Source organism: Paenibacillus lautus NBRC 15380, assembly GCF_004000945.1.
GTDB lineage: Bacteria > Bacillota > Bacilli > Paenibacillales > Paenibacillaceae > Paenibacillus_AQ > Paenibacillus_AQ lautus.
On the sequence record NZ_BIMF01000015.1, the window covers coordinates 26,222 to 42,625 of the forward strand.

The following is a 16,404-nucleotide window of genomic DNA, read 5'->3' on the forward strand; positions in this document are numbered from 1 at the left end:
GTTTCAGCATCTATAACTCTCCCCTCCTTCCCAAATACATAGACGTCTACTTTGAAAGCTGCCCCTGCACTTTTTTCAAAAAAAATTTTGGATAATCTAAAAACAAGACCAGAACAGCTTGTCCGCATAGTTTGCCCATACCGGTCAAAGCAAAAAAGAACGTCTATCGACGCCCTTTTAGGATGTTACAGGATCATGCCGCTAAGTACAAAAAGAACATTCATTATAAAATGCATAACCATCACGGGAACCAAACCTTTCGAACGAATAGCCACGCCGCCCATCATGATACCAAAGATTGAAAACAGCAGACAAACCGGCCATGAAAAACCTAGGTGGTAGTGGTATAAACCAAAGGTAACTCCGGCGATGACAAGCCCTTTCAGCTCCCCAAATCCACTTACAAAATGACTAAGTATGTATCCCCGCCACAACAGCTCCTCAAGGACGGCATTGATCAGCGCAAAGGATAGTGCATAACCGATAAGAACGAGAAAATGCGGCTGTCGCCAGTCAATAAAGAATGAAAATATGCCACAAATGATAAGCAGAAAAATGAACATGAACCGCCAAATCGGGTCTTTAATCGGGCCCTTGAATATCCATGGAAAATAAATCGTTGTCCTCCAGGTACCTCTGGCGAGATAAAGCGGTTTTTCCCTTGTCAGCATTGCCGCGAGCGCAAACGGCAGAACAAATAGAATCAGGCTTAGCCTCGATAGGATGATGGCCCAGGCATCGTGCCCCGCTAATCCATTTTTGATGATTTCACCGAAAGCATGATAGAGCATATAACCTATCACCATGATAAGCGCCACTATGGCCGTGTCTCTGATTTGAATCGATAGCTTGCGTAAGCTTCTTAGCTTGCACAAACTATATATCAACAGGATCAGCCCGATTCCCCACGCCATGGATAGTAGGATTGAGGTCCATTGAACCCATACGATGGTGGCGATCATGATGATCAAGCAGGTGATAAATTCACCTGGGCGATTCGTTACTTGCAAGCTTTTCTCTCCCATTCTGTAACGCGTATGATGATATCATGATACCCTTCTATCCTGACCGGATCAACTAGAGATTGGGACATCGTCTTTTTCTAACGGCTCCACCACAGTTAGCAGAAACGGGCGTCCGCGCAAATATTCATGGATATAGGCTAGTGCATAGATTTGCTCACTCTTCAGACTTTCTGTCTCTCTTGGATTAGAGGCATGGTGGCTATAATTCTCCATCATGATCATGATGAAAAAGCACTCCAGAGACTGAATATAATCCGAGTCCAACTTCCGCACGCTTTCATATCCTTGGAGCACTTTAAATCGCTGCTTCGGATCAAGTGACAACATAACCGCGGCCAGATCGTAAAGATAAAAACCGTAACCGCATCTACCGAAATCAATCGGATGTGGAATTCCCCCTTCAAATACCACATTCCCCAGATGTAAATCGGCATGAATGAGGCCATAGTTGCAATCATCAGCGTTCATGAGCTCAAGCTGGGATAGAACCTTTTCAGCTGCGAGTTGATACAGTGACCATGAGACTTCAGACAAAAAAGTCCCTGCATATCGTTCCAACTTAGCGAGCGCTTCTCTATAACTGTTCATCCCCCATACGGGCCTCCGGAAATCAGAAGAACTTTCGAAGCCAAGTGCAACTTCATGCAATCTCGCAATCAAGACACCTACCTGAAAAGCCTGATCTTCTGTAAGTCTTTCATGGGCATGCACTCCATCTACCCATTTCATCACGGTGACGTGAGGTGATCTGAATCCATGGTCTGTTCCGATTTTCAACAATCTTAATCCATTTGGAGTGGTTATACCTGTTGGTACTTTGATACCTGCGGTAATAAGGGCATCCAGGAATTGAAGCTCCAGTTCTATTTCATTACTGGACCGTCGATCCGAATGAATTCTCAATAAGTATGTTTCATTTAAGTTTGTCCTAACTTGATATGTAATCGTGTCCGAAATACCGATAAACTCAATCTCAACCCATCTCAGGTTATACTGCTGAAGTGCCGATATCGCAACCTTCTTGGCTCTTACGAGCAGCGCACACCGTTGTTCTTCTGTTGCAAATTGAAAAAAATCATTCATAAACTCACCTCTGCCCTATCGTTTGAACGTTGTTGAATAATTATAAATGCCCAGCATCTGTCCTTCCTATATAACGATTGGTTTAAAATGACTTTTATACATAAGAAAAAGCCACATCAGAATCAGGTCCAATGTGACTTTGCATTACTTGTTTTTGGTATACACGATTTTCTTGATGGAATCGCAGGATAAACAAAATTGAGAAGAAAGCTGATCAATCGTTGCGCCCGACGCAAACAACCGCCGAATTTCCAGGTTTCTTTTTTTCAAATACACCCGGCTGCCCGAGTTTTCTCCCCATTTCTTGCGTAACCCTTCAGGTTTAGGGATGTACACCATCCCGCCCTGTACATATTTTTGCACTTCCTTCAAAAGTTCCTCTGGAAGTATAATATCCGCGTTTATATATTTCATGGTAGCTCTGCTCCTTAAACTTAAAATAAAGGTTTTAAGGATGCAAAGTCCATTAGATAAACGGCCTCTTATATGCGAGGTAATCAGGCGGTAACTTTCTCATCGCTCCATGCAAACAACCGCCGTTGTTCATCATATAGACTTTGCATAGAGCTCATCGTCAATCTTCCCATCATGATCATGCCCCTCCCTTCAAAATAATGACATTCCGACTGGTTATGACCATTATAACCGATGTTACGCGAAAAATCGAAGTGCTCTGTCTCATCGTTCAAGTCGATTTTAAACCGCTCAGCTTGCAAACGACCGGAGCATCTCCTCCACGGTTTTGAAATAATAGGTTGGCTGGCATGCCCTCAGCTCTTCCTCCGAACCGTAACCATAACCTGCAGCAATGCTGTGTATCCCGCAATTCCCGGCTCCAATCAGATCAAACTTCCGGTCTCCAATCATGACGGCTTCCGAAGTATGAATGCGGCACGTATCCAGAACATGCTGAATGATTTCGGTTTTGGCGGACCGGGTGCCGTCCAGTTCGCTTCCGCACACCATGGAAAAATAAGCGGTTAGCTGGAAATGCTCTAGGACTGTTTCGGCAAAAACCGTAGGTTTGGAGGTAGCAACATACAACTGGCGCCCTTGGGATAACAGCAAATCCAATAACTGGCGTATGCCGACATATACCTCATTTTCATAAAGGCCGGTGTCCTTGAAATATTCACGGTAACTCAGAACGGCTTCCCAAGCCTCGGCTTCACTAAAATGATATTTCTCGGTGAAGGTCGCCTGGAGCGGGGGACCGATAAAACATTCCAGCTCGGAGAGATCACTTACGTTAATCCCATGCTGAGCGAGTGCGTACTTCACGGCTTTCGTAATGCCTTCACGCGGATCCGTCAGGGTTCCATCCAAATCAAACAGTATATGATTATATTTCATTATGTAGTCCTCCGTGTTCCATCTTTAGCCAAATCCTTGATCTCCAGAAGATCCCTGATCATATAAGCAGGTCGATGATGGTCACTTAAAGGGGTATCCCGGCGATTATAATAACAAAAATCAATCCCGGATCTTACTGCTCCTTCATAGTCATCCGTAAGCGAATCCCCTATGTACAGCACCTCGTCTGGACTTAAAGCCAATTCCTGCAAAGCGAGTTCAAAGATCTGCGGGTCCGGCTTCCAGCACTTCACCTCATCCGAAATGATGAAGGAGTCAAAATAATGAAACAAGCCTCCTGCCGCAAGACGTTTGCGCTGAGCTTCACCAATGCCGTTGGATATGACCCCGAGGGCAAAGTCGCCATGCAGGTGTTCCAAAATAAGATCGGCATGGGGCTCCATATGGTTGGAACTGCAAAACAACCCCCAGTAGGTTTCCGAGATCTCCCGGCACTGGTTAAATTCCCGCTTCAGTCCAAGGAACGTGTCCATGAAGGAATGTTCCAACACCTGCCTAATATCATGATTGTTCTGAATCCGGTTCATCCAATAATTAAAATTAATCGGTCCAAACGTGCTCCAGAATTCTTCCCACGTCAGTTCCTCATGCAGACGGTAGTGCTCCAGCGCCTGCTGCATACATGACCTTTCACTCTGACTATAGTCTAATAACGTGTTATCCAGATCAAAAATTATAGCCTTGTATCTCATCTTCATCTCCCCCTCCAGCCGCTGCTGCAACTATATCCATTCGCTAATCCGGGGAAGTTCTCCTGCTAATTCACAGGACTGAACGGCCAATCCTCAGTCCGCTGCATAAGAAAAGTCCCATTAACATCATAGACCTGGATTACAAAAAAGTTGCACATAAAAAAGCACGCCCTTAGCGGACGTGCTTCTTATCTATCTTCCAATATTTCTGAATTTCTGCGTATAGGCTTTGGCATCCTGTGCGGTACGCACCCGATTGCGGCTCCATTCCAGCAGGATCCGGTCAATGTAGCGGAAATGCAGTTTGCCCGCAAATACCGCTTCTTTGAGAGCCAGCAGGATCAACTCGTCCGGATAGCGATCCGCATCAACCCAGCCGGAGATGGTCTCCAGCTCCATGGGCGACAGCGGGCGGCCAAACTCTTTTTCAAAAATGGTGAACAAATTCCGCTCTTCCTTCTCGGGAACGGGATTCCCCGATGCAGCTGATTTGCCATTAGCAGGACGGGCATTCAAAAGCGGAGACGCAAACTTGGTTCCATCAGGGGTCTTTTCCTCACGCTCTTCTGCCAAGCACGAAGCGAGCTTCTCATACAATCCGTTGAGATTGTAACGCTCGTAATGAATCCCCTGTGTTTCGTCCACATATTCATCAATGCCGATCAGCCCTACCTTCATCAAACGCTGCAAGCTGGTAGCGATGAATGCGGCGGGAGCCCCCGTCACTTCCGCAAGCTCCTCCAGCGAAGGAAACGCCTTGAACTCCACCTGCTGATAACCAATCAAATGGATGACCAGCATGGCTTCGCGGTCGCTTAAACCAAGTGACCGGTAATGCCGGAGCAAGGCATAAGGGATGATCGCCATTCCCTGGCTCATACCGGCAGCGGCGCCGGCCGTCCACCCATTCACGCCTGTGTCCACGTTACCGTCGTGGTCCATAGACTCACCTCTCACGGCTTACGGGTACAACCGGTACAGGGTCCGTGGGAACGGAATCGTTTCACGAACATGGTCCAAGCCGCAAATCCAGGCAACGGTACGCTCAAGACCTAAACCGAAGCCGGAATGAGGCACGGTGCCGTATTTACGCAAATCCATATACCATTGATAGGTTTCCATCGATAGATCATGCTCCTTGAAGCGCTCTTCAAGCAGCTGCGGATCGTCTATCCGCTGCGATCCGCCAATAATCTCGCCATAACCTTCCGGAGCGATCATATCCGCACACAGTACGACTTCCGGACGGTTCGGATCCGGCTTCATGTAGAAAGCCTTGATTCCCGCCGGGTAATGCGTGATAAAGACCGGCTTGTCATACTTCTCGGCAATGGCCGTTTCGTGTGGCGCGCCAAAGTCCTCACCCCAAGGAATATCGAAATCTTGCGTATGCAGGAATTCAATGGCCTCATCGTAAGTAATCCGAGGGAATGGTGCCTGGATCGCCTCAAGTTTCGAGATGTCGCGACCGATCGTTTCAAGCTCCTGGCGGCAGTTCTTAACCACGGATTGCACCACATGACTAATGAACTGCTCCTGCACCCGAAGGCTCTCCTCATGGTCCGTGAAGGCCATCTCCGGCTCAATCATCCAGAACTCGATCAGGTGACGGCGGGTTTTGGACTTCTCGGCCCGGAATGTCGGCCCGAAAGAATATACCTTACCGAGCGCCATGGCGGCAGCCTCCATGTACAGCTGTCCGCTCTGGGTCAAATAGGCATCCTCATCAAAATACTTCGTGTGGAACAGGTTGGTTGTGCCCTCCGCGGATGTTGGGGTCAAAATCGGCGGATCCACAAGCGTAAATCCGTTGGTATCAAAATAATCTTGAACCGCACGGATAATTTCAGCACGGATCACCATGATCGCACGTTGTTTCTGGGTACGAAGCCACAGATGACGATGGTCCATCAAATAATCGACACCATGCTCTTTAGGCGTAATCGGATAGTTTTCCGTAAGATGTATGATTTCAATGCCGGTAACCGTCATCTCATAACCCGATTGGCTCCGCGGCTCTTCACGTATAACACCCGTCACATACAAAGAGCTTTCCTGTGTCAGGCTTTTCGCGTCATCCCATACTTGTTCGGATACTTCGCTCTTCACAACAACACCCTGGATATATCCGGAGCCATCGCGAAGCTGCAGGAATTGAATCTTTCCGCTGGAACGCTTGTTGTTGATCCAGGCGCCGATCGTGACGGTCTCACCGACATGCTGGTTGACGTTACGAATCACACTTTTGGTGGCCATGCTTAAATCTCTCCCTTATATCACTACTATTTAACGGTTGGAAGCTTGTACGATACGATGCGTATCCCGAGCAATCACCAGTTCCTCGTTGGTAGGGATCACAAGTACCTCGACCTTCGAATTCGCCGCAGAAATACGGCGTGGTTCGCCGGAACGAATGCTGTTCAGCTCCTCATCCAATTCTACTCCGAGATAGGTAAGCTGCTCAAGCACTCTTTGACGAAGAACGATCGAATTCTCTCCGACACCCGCAGTAAATACGATGACATCCACGCCATTCATGGCAGCAGCATATGACCCGATGTATTTACGAACACGATACTCATACATTTCAAAGGCCAACGTGGAGTTCGGATCGCCTTTTTCCATGCCTTCCGTAATCTCACGCATATCACTGCTGATCCCGGAAATCGCTAATAGTCCGCTATGCTTGTTCAGCATGGAGTTCACTTCATTGACAGTCAGCTCTTCCTTGTTCATGACAAACGGTACGATTGCCGGGTCCAAATCACCGCTGCGTGTACCCATCATGAGCCCTTCCAGCGGAGTCATCCCCATGGAGGTATCGATGGATTTCCCGCCTTTTACGGCTGTCAGGGAAGCACCGTTACCGATATGACAGGTAATGATCTTCAGATCCTCCAGCGGCCGGTTCAGGAATTCTGCCGCTGCCTGGCTGACATAGGCGTGGGACGTACCGTGCGCACCGTAACGACGTACTTTATACTTATTATAAAGTACTCTCGGAATAGCGTACAGGTATGATTTCTCAGGCATCGTCTGATGGAACGCCGTATCAAATACAACGACCTGCGGAACGCCCGGCATATTGGTTTCTGCCGCTTTAATCCCCATCATCGATGCGGGATTGTGAAGCGGAGCCAAATCGAACAAGCGGCGGATTTCCGCTTTGGCGTCACTGTCAACGAGCGCGGATTCTTTAAAAGACTCCCCGCCGTGCACTACGCGGTGTCCAACGGCCTGAATGCTTTCGATAGAATCGATCACACCGTGTTCCTCGTTCGTGAGCATGCCAAGCACTTTGCGGATCGCCGTGGTATGCTCCAGAATTTCGCTAACTTCCGTAACATCCTGTTTACCCGTCGGCTTATGCGTCAGAATCGAGGAGTCCATGCCGATCCGCTCTACCAAGCCTTTTGCCAATACGGATTCATCCGTCATGTTGTACAGTTGATACTTCAGTGAAGAACTACCTGCATTAATTACGAGAATATTCATACCCGGTCACCATCCTTATCGTACTTGAAAAAGCCTTCTCCGGTTTTAACGCCCAGTTGCCCTGCGCGGACCAGTTTCTTCAAGACAATCGATGGACGGTATTTCAGTTCGCCGTACTCGCGGAACATGCGCTCCAGCGCAGCGAGAATGGAATCCAAGCCGAAACGGTCGGCCATCTCAAGCGGCCCATGCTGGAAGTTATATCCGATTCTCATCGCGTCATCGATATCTTCCGCCGAAGCCACGCCCTCTTGCAGCAGATGCATCGCTTCGTTGATCATAAGGGTGATCATGCGGGTTGTAACGAAACCTGGAGACTCATACACCATGATGCCTTTTTTATCCGAAACTTCTTCAACAAAGCGTTTCGTTTCCGTAAACGTATGTTCGGAAGTTTTCAGGCCGCGGATGATTTCAACAAGGTCTACCTTGGAAACAGGATGAATGAAGTGCATGCCAATAACACGCTCAGGATATTTGGTAGAGCTGGCGAGCTCCGTCAAACTAAGCGTGGATGTATTACTTGCTAATATCACATGGCTCGGACATACTTGATCGAGCTGTGTAAATACCTCTTTCTTCGCTTCCAAGTCCTCTATAATGGTCTCAATCACCATATCGCAGGTGCTAAGCTCGGCAAAATGAGTTACTTTTTGAATCCGGTTCAGTATGAGTTTCTTCTCTGCCTGGGTAATTCCCCACTTCTCCAATTGTTTATCTAGACTGGTCTCGATCATTCGGTATGAATAGTCCAGTTTCTCTGGAGTTTTCTCTACGAGCAGTACGTCAAGACCTTTGGCTGCCAGCATCTCCGCAATGCCCTGCCCCATAGTCCCGCCGCCTACGACGCCGATTTTTTTGAAGTACATGGTTTCTACTCCACCCTTTCCTTATCTCTATACTTTATTGTACCCCATTTGTCGAAAAATACATTTTCAGAGCACAAAGTATAATAATATCTTAGCACGACAAAAAAGTAAAAAAAAATAACCAGCATAACAATTTATGCTGGTAAAAGCGCGTTTTCACGAAATTGACAACGAAATTGTTCCCCAGAGAGGATTTCTTCCTTTAAAAGGATATCGAGAGAATTGTCGAATATTGGCCGTTTTTGTCCCAAGAGATTCTTAGTGCGGTTCATTAACTCTTCCAAAATCACATTATTCTCTTTCATTAACTCTTCAGTTGTTACCATGTTCATGTTAACAATGCCCAGCGACGTCAAACCCGACTTCATCATCGTCTCCACGATGTTCAGCGATTGCTCAAAGTCATTGCTTGAGCCTGTGCTTCGCCCTCCGTAAAAGATCTCTTCGGCGGCCGCACCGCCAAGCGCGATCATAATTTGCTCTTCGAGGAAGGTTTTTGTATACAGATATTGCTCCTCCTGCGGGTTATGACGTACATAACCAAGTGCTTTACCACGGGGGCTCAGCGCAACTTGTTTCACACTGCCGGGACGCACAAGCTCTGCCATAATAGCATGTCCCAATTCATGTATGGCAACGCGCTTCTTCTCTTCCAAATTCGATTCGCGGTCGGAACGCTCACCCATCATTACCTTATCAATCGCCATGGACAAATGACGCTGATGGATAAACTGTTCATTCTCGCGCATCGTATAAATGGCCGCTTCATTCATGACGCTCTCAAGCTGTGCACCCGAAAAGCCGTAAGCTTCCTCGGCGATTTTCTCCAAGTCAACATCTTCATGCAGCGGCTTATTACCCGCATGCAGATTCAAGATATGAGTGCGTCCCTTCTTATCCGGAAGATCTACTTGAATATGACGGTCGAATCGACCTGGACGCAGCAGTGCGCTATCCAGCATTTCTTTCCGGTTTGTTGCGGCGATAACTAAAATGCGAGGCGTATCCTGTGAATAGATGCCATCCATTTCGGTTAGCAGCTGATTCAGCGTCTGGTCATACTCGCGCTGCTGGCCGCCTTCGCGTTTACCGCCAATGACATCGATCTCATCGATGAAGATGATGGCGTTTTGTTTGTTTTCTTTTGTCGCACGATTCCGGGCATCCTTGAACAAATCCCGGATGCGCCCCGCACCAACACCGACGTACATCTCGACAAATTCACTGCCGGATGCAGCAACAAAGATCGAATCCGTATAATGAGCAGCGGCTTTCGCCATCAACGTCTTCCCTGTTCCCGGAGGCCCGGTTAGGAGAATGCCCTTCAATGGACGAATGCCGAATTTCTTAATGTCTTCATGACGAATCAGAAAATCCAATGCTTCTCGCAGTTCTTGTTTAGCATTATCCTGCCCGCCGATTTCTTCGAACGTCAGCTTGGCAGGTCCGCTCTTTTTCCGCTTGCGCTCATTCCCTGCGCCTACAGCAATACCGCCTTTCATTTTAGCGATAAACAACAAGCCGCCTACAAGTCCTGCAGCGATGAGCAAGGGCACGATGTTCACGCCGACAAATACAAGGAATACCAGCAATACGGGAATAAAGCCTAACATGATTTCTTTAGCCAATTTAGGCATGATTCCACACCTCCATGTTGCCAGGCTGACGCGGCAAGATTATAAATTTACCAGACTTGCCGTCTGACAAGCTGACATAGACATTGGTGTCATCGATGGTTGCTTTTGCTTTCAAATTCGGAGACTGGGCAGCAAGCTGCTCGAGCGATGATTGAATATCGGTATACTGCTTATTATCCATTGCTTCGGCGACTGAGAGCATGGCCTTCTCCCACCATTGATCCAGTGCTTCCGAGGAATGGTCCTCCACCTGGATTTTCAATTCCCGCTTGCCAATCACAGACTTGCCTTCCTTCTTAATATGCTGAACCAACCCTTGTAAATTTGTATCTGGAGCCAAATCAAGATTCAAAGTAACGGTATTCTGTTTAATATCTATATGAGAATCCTTCACGCCGTCATATTGTGACACAACATTTGCCAGCGGATTTTGCAAAGCCATCTGCCGATACAGAAACCATCCGCCAAAGAGAACCGATGCTGAGATCACGACAGTCAGCATGATAGGTACAATGCGTAGTTTCATGAAGTTCCTCCTTCATTTCCTGTATAAAATTTTGTCTATCATTTTGTAACACAATAATACATATAACAACGATATATTGCGATGCATGTAATTTATTTGCTCGTTTTGTACAAGTACGAGTATATCACATCTTATATACTTTTTCATGCATGTCTGTGAAAATATTTAGAACAGTTTTTCCATATTCTTTATGAATGCGCTTACAATTATGAAAGAAAAAGAGAAGCCCCCTCTTAAATAGTAAGGGACGCCTCTCTTTACTTCGTTTATTATTGATTTGGAAGAATAATGTCATTACCGATGGTGTTACCGTCTTGAAAACGATAAAACCGATAGCCGCGCTGACCATTGTGTTCATACTGCAGCTGCCAGGCATACTCGCCTTCATACATTCCAGGCAGCAATCGCTTAATTTCCACGCCAGGCAATTCGTTATAAATCTGATCCCGAATCTGGGCTTCCGACATCCCCGTATTCAATAAAACGGACTGGACAGCATCGGCACCTTCAACAGGTACGTTGTCATCCGTAAATTTCACCCATACCATACGATCTTGATTGTCCTGATCCTTGCCGCTTACCACCCAATAGTTATTATCCTCGCCCCACACCGATTTATAGGTCTTTCCGGACGAAACCAATTGGCCATGCTGCTTGGCGGCAGCAATCGCCATTCTTTCTTCATTCCAAGTGTCCTTCATAACATATGAATAATAGAGCTGTAAACCAAGCAGTAACAGCAGCACGCCGGATACACTAAGCAAGATCCACTTCGTTTTTTTCTTCAAATCCGTCTTCCTCGCTCCCCTTGATTATTCCCTAGAGGGTTGTAAGACGCTCAAAGGCATGCTGCGCTTCCCGGCGGATACGTTCCTCATCAAGAGTAAGACTCGCGCCATTCTTCACGACCTGCTTACCGTCAACCCATACATGCTCAACATCCTTCGCACTGGCGGAGTAGATAGCATGAGAAATATAATCCGTCTTCGGAAGGAAGTGCGCCTGATCCGTGTTCAGTGCGATCATATCTGCCTTCATTCCTACCGCAAGCGTACCGATATCCGTAAGGAAAGCTGACTTGGCACCATACTCTGTACCCATCCGAAGCGCTTCGGATGCAGGAATCGCGGTTGGATCCCCGCTTACTCCTTTATGGATCAGTGCCGCCAGGCGCATCTCTTCAAACATATCCAGATTATTATTGCTCGCAGGTCCATCGGTACCCAAAGACACGGTGACCCCGGCTTTGAGTAGTGCAGGCACGCGAGCGATGCCGCTGGCAAGCTTCAGATTGCTGCCTGGATTATGCGACACCATCACTTGATGTTTGGCCAGGATTTCGATTTCTTCATCGGTCAGATGGACGGCATGCGCCAGCAGCGTTGGACGGGAAAACATGCCAAGCTTCTCCAAATGGGCAACAGGGCGAAGTCCGTAGTCATTTACATTCTGAGCGACTTCCGTTTCCGTTTCGGACATATGCGTATGCAAAGGCAGATTCAAATCATGGGATGCCTGAACGAATTTCTCGATGAAATCCGGCGGGCACGTGTAAGGTGCATGCGGCGAGATCATCGTCGTAATCCTTCCGTCCGCCTTGCCATGCCAGTCTTTCGCGAATGCAACCGCCTCATCCAGCTTCTGCTGCTGCACCTCAGGCGGACATAATCCGATGACACCGCGTGTCAGAACGCCGCGCATTCCTGAGTCCTGCACAACCTTCGCAACCTGATCCATATGATCATACATATCCACAAACGTCGTGGTTCCGCCTTTGATCATCTCAAGCACGGAGAGTGAGGTTCCCCAGTAAACATCGTCGGCCGTGAATTTGGCTTCCATAGGCCACATTTTTTCCTGAAGCCATACCTGCAGTGCCAGATCGTCGCCATAACCGCGGAGAAGCGACATCGCCGCATGTCCGTGCGTGTTCACCAATCCAGGCAGGAAAAACAGATGGGTTCCGTCGATAATTTCTGTTCCCTCTTGGACGGTCGGCTCTTCTTCACCCAGGTAGGTTATCCGGTCATTCTCCACAACCATATATCCGCGTAGAACGGACCTTCCTTCCTCTAGTACCGCAAACGTTCCGTTTTTAACCATCCACTTCGTTGTCGTCATGTGCTGTATCCTCCTTACCGTTATCCAAATAATAGGCCAAACTTTGCAAATCCGTAGTAAAATCAGCCGTATGAATCCGGATATGGGATGGAGCTTTTAGGATGGTCGGCGCAAAATTCAGAATAGCCTCGATGCCTGCGGCGATAAGCTGATTCGCTACATTTTGCGCTTCAAAATCCGGAACAGTGATAATCCCGATACGAATGCCGTACTCATGAACCGTCTTCTCCAGCTCCTCCATCGGCTGTACAACCAAATTGTTTATTTTCATACCAACTTTGGGAGAATACGAATCGAAAACCGCCACAATCTTCATATTATCCTTCAGAAATGCATTGTAATTTGATAATGCATGTCCAAGATTACCGGCCCCAATCAATGCGACATTGATCTTCTGGTCCAGCTTTAGAATCTGGCGAATTTTCTCGATCAGATAAGATACGTCATATCCGATCCCTTTCCGTCCAAAATCACCGAAATACGCTAGGTCCTTACGAATTTGAGCAGGATTGAGGTCCAGTTTTTGTCCCAGTTCCTGGGAGGAAACCGTGGAGACCTCCCTTTTCTGAAGCTCATTCAAATAGCGCAAGTATACAGGTAATCTGCGGACCACGGCTTCCGAAATTTTTTCCGATTTCATGCATGCTCCCCCTAATAATAGGTTAATAACTACATTTGTTTGTGATCGTTTATGGTTTCACTTTATTCAGCTTGGTTCTCTACGCCCGCCTCTTCCTGCAGCCATTCCGAAATTCGGGGAACGATCCCCTCGGTCGGCATGTGCTCCATCTTTGGTCCCGGCAAGGAATATAAGAAATATTTCCCGTAATAGGATTCAATGACCCGAGTATCGTAGACGATGACAATCCCCTTGTCTTGCGCTGTCCGTACCAGTCGGCCAAATCCCTGTTTGAAGCGAATGACGGCTTGCGGAACCGAAAGCTTCATGAAGGGGTTCTTCTGCTGCTGCTGCAGCAATTCGCTCTTGGCTTCGACCAAAGGGTGATTCGGCGGCTGGAACGGCAGCCGGACGATCGCAAGGCAAGTGAGCGCCTCACCGGGTATGTCAACCCCTTCCCAGAAGGAGCTGGTACCCAGCAGAACCGAGGCGCTGCTATCCTGGAATCTCCGGATTAACTTGGTACGGCTGGTTCCGTCCATCCCTTGTCCCAGTACCGTAATATCGCTGGATGCCAGCGCCTCCTTCAAGGGCTCATGCACCTGACGCAGCATCCGGTACGAGGTGAACAGGACAAGCATGCGTCCATGCGTAGCGATTGCCGTATCGGCCAATGATTGCACAAGTGTATTCACAAAGAGTGCATCCCCGACCGAGCCCTTCACGCTCGGAAAATCGCGCGGCACGACAAGGAGAGCCTGCTCCCTGTAATTAAACGGGGACGGCAGCAGAACCGTGTTCAGGTTGCCGCTATCTGCCGCTTCCTGTAAACCCAAATTCTCGATCATGAACTGGAACGATTTGTCCACCGACAAGGTCGCCGACGTCAGGATCACGCTTTGTTTCTTGTCAAAAAACAATTCCTTCAAGTGGGTGCTTACATCGACAGGCACCGCATAAAGCTGCAGTGATTTCCCGCGGAAATTGCCGTTAGCCTCCATCCAGTATACTGTGCCTTCATCATTCAGAGCCATGAAGGACCTCAGGTCCTCGCGGTGTGCGGCCAGGTCCTTAAACAGACCCGATAGGTCTGTTAACAGACTGTCGGCACTATAGTCGTCCAGATCTTCCTTCATTTCGGCGATCAGCTTGTCACCCTTGCGTACGACATCGCCCAGTATCACATGAATTTGATGTTCCAGCTCGGCCAGCGAATCCCAAGCCTTCGGCTTCTTAAGAGGCGATAAGCGAAGCGAGAATTGACCGGCATCTCCTGGAGATGCATCTCCGCGTTCCGGAAGCAGTCCGAACAATTGATCGCTGAGTCGATCCCAATTCTCTTTTACGGTGATCAGATCCGGATAAATCCGATCTATGATGGAAGACCACTCGACAGCCTTCTCATGGGATGATGCTTGCAGCAGCTGGCGAAGAGCCGGGAGCTGACCGCTGCGGCTGTCTTTGTACATACGGGTTAGCGTATGGACAACCGAAAAATATTTCATCTGCAAGCCAAGGTGCTTGCCGGCGACATCCTCCAGATGATGCGCTTCGTCGATGACGAGACGCTCATAACTCGGAAGCAGCTGGTGATTCGCTTTTACGTCGGTGAACAGCTTCGAATGGTTCGTAATGACAACATCCGCGATGCCCGCTTCATGCTTGGCTCTGTGATAGTAGCATTTGCGGAACCATGGGCAGGCACGCCCAAGGCAGGAATCCGAATCGCTGGAGATGGTCTCCCAGAAATCCCCTCCGCGGCCGCCAAGGTTCAGCTCTTCATCATCCCCGTTCTCCGTCTGGGTTAGCCAGACCAGCATCTGCGCCGCGGTGATCACATCTTCCTTCGGTGAATGAAAATCTCTTCTATTTATTTTATGTTCAAATTTTCTCAAACACAAATAATGGCCTCTTCCCTTGAAAATAGCCGCTTTAAACGGAAAAGGAACAACCTGGGTGAGCAAGGGAATATCCCGGTCACGCAGCTGTTCTTGAAGGTTGATCGTATGCGTGCTCACCATAACCTTCTGTTCCTGCTTCACGCTTTGATAAATCGACGGCAGCAAATACCCGAGGGATTTGCCTGTTCCCGTGCCGGCTTCGATCAATAAATGTTTATTGTTATCGAGTGCCTGCATCACTTCCTGGAACATCATGTCCTGGGCATCCCTGCTCTCGTAATGAGGCAGCGTTTCCTTCAGGCGTTCACGCACATCATTCATGTATTGCTCGAAGCTCACATCGGCTAAGGGATTGGGCTCCGTCTCATCCCTGACGGGCGCAATATCGTTCCAATCGTCAACTGCCAGGGCGAATTGACGATAGTACGTATGGGTGTCTCCGGCTTGTACAGCCTGGAGTTCCCTGTCAGCACGAATGCCGTCAAAGAACCAGGCCAAGTCGCTATCCTCGTCCGCAAACAGGTCGCTTAACCGCTGCACGGTAAGCAGAGGAAGCTCATCGATCTCCTCCAGGCATTTCAGCAGCGCATAGGCTGTGGCAAGCGCATCGCTGTCCGCCTGATGCGGACGGTCATGCTCCAGGCCGAAATGAGAGGATACCATCCCGAGCTGATAAGAAGGCAGCGAGGGAAAACATATTTTTAAGAAGTGCATCGTATCTAGAATTCGGCCGCTGAACGGTAAATAGCCGCAGCGATCGAGTGCATTTTGCAAAAAGTTAAAATCAAAAGCGACATTATGCCCAACCAATACGACATCGTCGAGCATGGGCACTAGTTCCATCATCATTTCTTCCAATGACGGAGCATCCGCTACATCACTGTCGGAAATGCCGGTCAAACCGGTAATAAAAGGAGGGATCGGAATCCCGGGATTGACATAGGTGCCGTATACGCGGGAGATGCTTCGATCCTCTTCGATGATGGCCAGTCCAACCTGAATGATCTCATCTGCTGACTGGTTGCCCGTGGTTTCAAAATCCAATACGGCAAATTTCATTTC

15 protein-coding genes are annotated in these 16,404 nt (G+C 48.3%); all 15 read right to left on the reverse strand.

The features are described from left to right. Positions 1–185: 185 nt before the first annotated feature. Positions 186–1,025, reverse strand: a complete 840-nt coding sequence (locus tag PLA01S_RS22420) for a CPBP family intramembrane glutamic endopeptidase (RefSeq protein WP_246059772.1) — start codon at positions 1,023–1,025, stop codon at positions 186–188. Between the two features lie 48 nt (positions 1,026–1,073). Next, positions 1,074–2,108: a phosphotransferase enzyme family protein gene (locus tag PLA01S_RS22425; RefSeq protein ID WP_127594115.1), complete on the reverse strand. Its 1,035-nt coding sequence runs from the start codon at positions 2,106–2,108 to the stop codon at positions 1,074–1,076. A gap of 144 nt (positions 2,109–2,252) precedes the next feature. Further along, positions 2,253–2,522, reverse strand: a complete 270-nt coding sequence (locus PLA01S_RS22430) for a CD3324 family protein (RefSeq protein ID WP_127594116.1) — start codon at positions 2,520–2,522, stop codon at positions 2,253–2,255. Positions 2,523–2,813: 291 nt separating this feature from the next. Then, the gene (locus PLA01S_RS22435; protein WP_127594117.1) at positions 2,814–3,461 is read right to left on the reverse strand and encodes an HAD family hydrolase; all 648 of its coding nucleotides are present in this window, start codon (positions 3,459–3,461) and stop codon (positions 2,814–2,816) included. Beyond that, positions 3,461–4,174, reverse strand: coding sequence for an HAD family hydrolase (locus PLA01S_RS22440; RefSeq protein ID WP_246059774.1), 714 nt, complete (start codon positions 4,172–4,174; stop codon positions 3,461–3,463). Before PLA01S_RS22440 ends, PLA01S_RS22435 begins: the two co-directional genes overlap by 1 nt. 192 nt (positions 4,175–4,366) lie before the next feature. Further along, the gene (locus PLA01S_RS22445) at positions 4,367–5,116 is read right to left on the reverse strand and encodes a DnaD domain-containing protein (protein WP_100536355.1); all 750 of its coding nucleotides are present in this window, start codon (positions 5,114–5,116) and stop codon (positions 4,367–4,369) included. An 18-nt stretch (positions 5,117–5,134) separates the two neighbouring features. Then, positions 5,135–6,430 carry an asparagine--tRNA ligase gene (asnS, locus tag PLA01S_RS22450; protein ID WP_076321005.1) on the reverse strand — a complete coding sequence of 432 codons (1,296 nt, stop codon included), beginning with the start codon at positions 6,428–6,430 and terminating at the stop codon, positions 5,135–5,137. A 30-nt stretch (positions 6,431–6,460) separates the two neighbouring features. Then, positions 6,461–7,669 (reverse strand): acetate/propionate family kinase, encoded by a 1,209-nt coding sequence (locus PLA01S_RS22455; protein ID WP_100536354.1) that lies wholly within the window; start codon positions 7,667–7,669, stop codon positions 6,461–6,463. After that, entirely contained in the window at positions 7,666–8,538 is an 873-nt protein-coding gene (locus tag PLA01S_RS22460; protein WP_100536353.1) for a 3-hydroxyacyl-CoA dehydrogenase family protein, read from the reverse strand. Before PLA01S_RS22460 ends, PLA01S_RS22455 begins: the two co-directional genes overlap by 4 nt. Before the next feature lie 134 nt (positions 8,539–8,672). After that, positions 8,673–10,175, reverse strand: coding sequence for an AAA family ATPase (locus PLA01S_RS22465; RefSeq protein WP_100536352.1), 1,503 nt, complete (start codon positions 10,173–10,175; stop codon positions 8,673–8,675). Beyond that, positions 10,168–10,701, reverse strand: a complete 534-nt coding sequence (locus PLA01S_RS22470) for a hypothetical protein (protein ID WP_100536351.1) — start codon at positions 10,699–10,701, stop codon at positions 10,168–10,170. Before PLA01S_RS22470 ends, PLA01S_RS22465 begins: the two co-directional genes overlap by 8 nt. 269 nt (positions 10,702–10,970) lie before the next feature. Then, positions 10,971–11,489 carry a cell wall elongation regulator TseB-like domain-containing protein gene (locus tag PLA01S_RS22475; RefSeq protein WP_100536350.1) on the reverse strand — a complete coding sequence of 173 codons (519 nt, stop codon included), beginning with the start codon at positions 11,487–11,489 and terminating at the stop codon, positions 10,971–10,973. 31 nt (positions 11,490–11,520) lie between these two features. Beyond that, positions 11,521–12,822, reverse strand: a complete 1,302-nt coding sequence (locus PLA01S_RS22480; RefSeq protein WP_127594119.1) for an amidohydrolase — start codon at positions 12,820–12,822, stop codon at positions 11,521–11,523. After that, entirely contained in the window at positions 12,797–13,462 is a 666-nt protein-coding gene (locus tag PLA01S_RS22485) for a redox-sensing transcriptional repressor Rex (protein ID WP_100536348.1), read from the reverse strand. The genes PLA01S_RS22480 and PLA01S_RS22485 overlap by 26 nt, the downstream gene beginning before the upstream one ends. 62 nt (positions 13,463–13,524) lie before the next feature. Continuing rightward, positions 13,525–16,401, reverse strand: a complete 2,877-nt coding sequence (dinG, locus tag PLA01S_RS22490; RefSeq protein ID WP_127594120.1) for an ATP-dependent DNA helicase DinG — start codon at positions 16,399–16,401, stop codon at positions 13,525–13,527. Between the last annotated feature and the right edge of the window lie 3 nt (positions 16,402–16,404).